The organism is Sphaerisporangium sp. TRM90804 (assembly GCF_029846175.1).
GTDB lineage: Bacteria > Actinomycetota > Actinomycetes > Streptosporangiales > Streptosporangiaceae > Sphaerisporangium.
The window spans coordinates 1-748 of the sequence record NZ_JARWAC010000077.1; the positions used below are offsets into that span (position 1 = coordinate 1).

The following is a 748-nucleotide window of genomic DNA, read 5'->3' on the forward strand; positions in this document are numbered from 1 at the left end:
GGGGTGTGCGGCCGGATGTGCTGGTGGGTCATTCGATCGGTGAGTTGGCGGCGGCGCATGTGGCCGGGGTGTTCTCGCTTGGCGATGCGGCGCGGCTGGTGGTGGCGCGTGGCCGGTTGATGCAGGAGTTGCCCTCCGGTGGAGTCATGGTCGCGATCCAGGCGACCGAGCAGGAGATCACCCCGTGGTTGTCGGAGGGGGTGTCGCTTGCGGCCGTCAACGGCCCGCAGGCCGTTGTCGTCTCCGGGGTGGCTTCGGAGGTGGAACACGTCCGGGACGGGTTCGAGAAGCTGGGCCGCCGGGTGTCGCGGCTGGCGGTCTCCCACGCCTTCCACTCGATCCTCATGGAGCCGATGCTGGACGACTTCGCCGCCGTGGCCGGGCAGGTCACCTACCAGGAACCGCAGATCCCCGTTGTCTCCACGGTGACCGGCCAAATCGCCGACCTGACGGACCCCGCCTACTGGGTGAACCAGGTCCGCAAGCCGGTCCGGTTCGCGGACGCCGTCCGGCACGTTCACGCCCAGGGTGTGACCCGGCTGGTCGAGGTCGGTCCGGACGCGGTGCTCACCGGCATGGCAGCCCAGTGCCTGGAGTCCGACGAGACCTTGTCGCGGCCGGATCAGAGCGTGCTGCCGTCGGAGCAGGCGGTGTCGGGGGCCGATGGAACCGTGCTGGTGGCGGCGCAGCGGCGTAACCGTCCGCAGGCGCACACGCTGGTGTCGGCGCTGGGTGAGCTGCATGTCGC

General features: G+C 70.2%; 1 protein-coding gene. It reads left to right on the top strand.

Features of this window, described 5'->3' with window-relative positions; genetic code table 11:
- A partial coding sequence (locus PYR91_RS36315; protein ID WP_279787560.1) for an acyltransferase domain-containing protein occupies window positions 1-748 on the top strand: 748 nt, incomplete at both ends.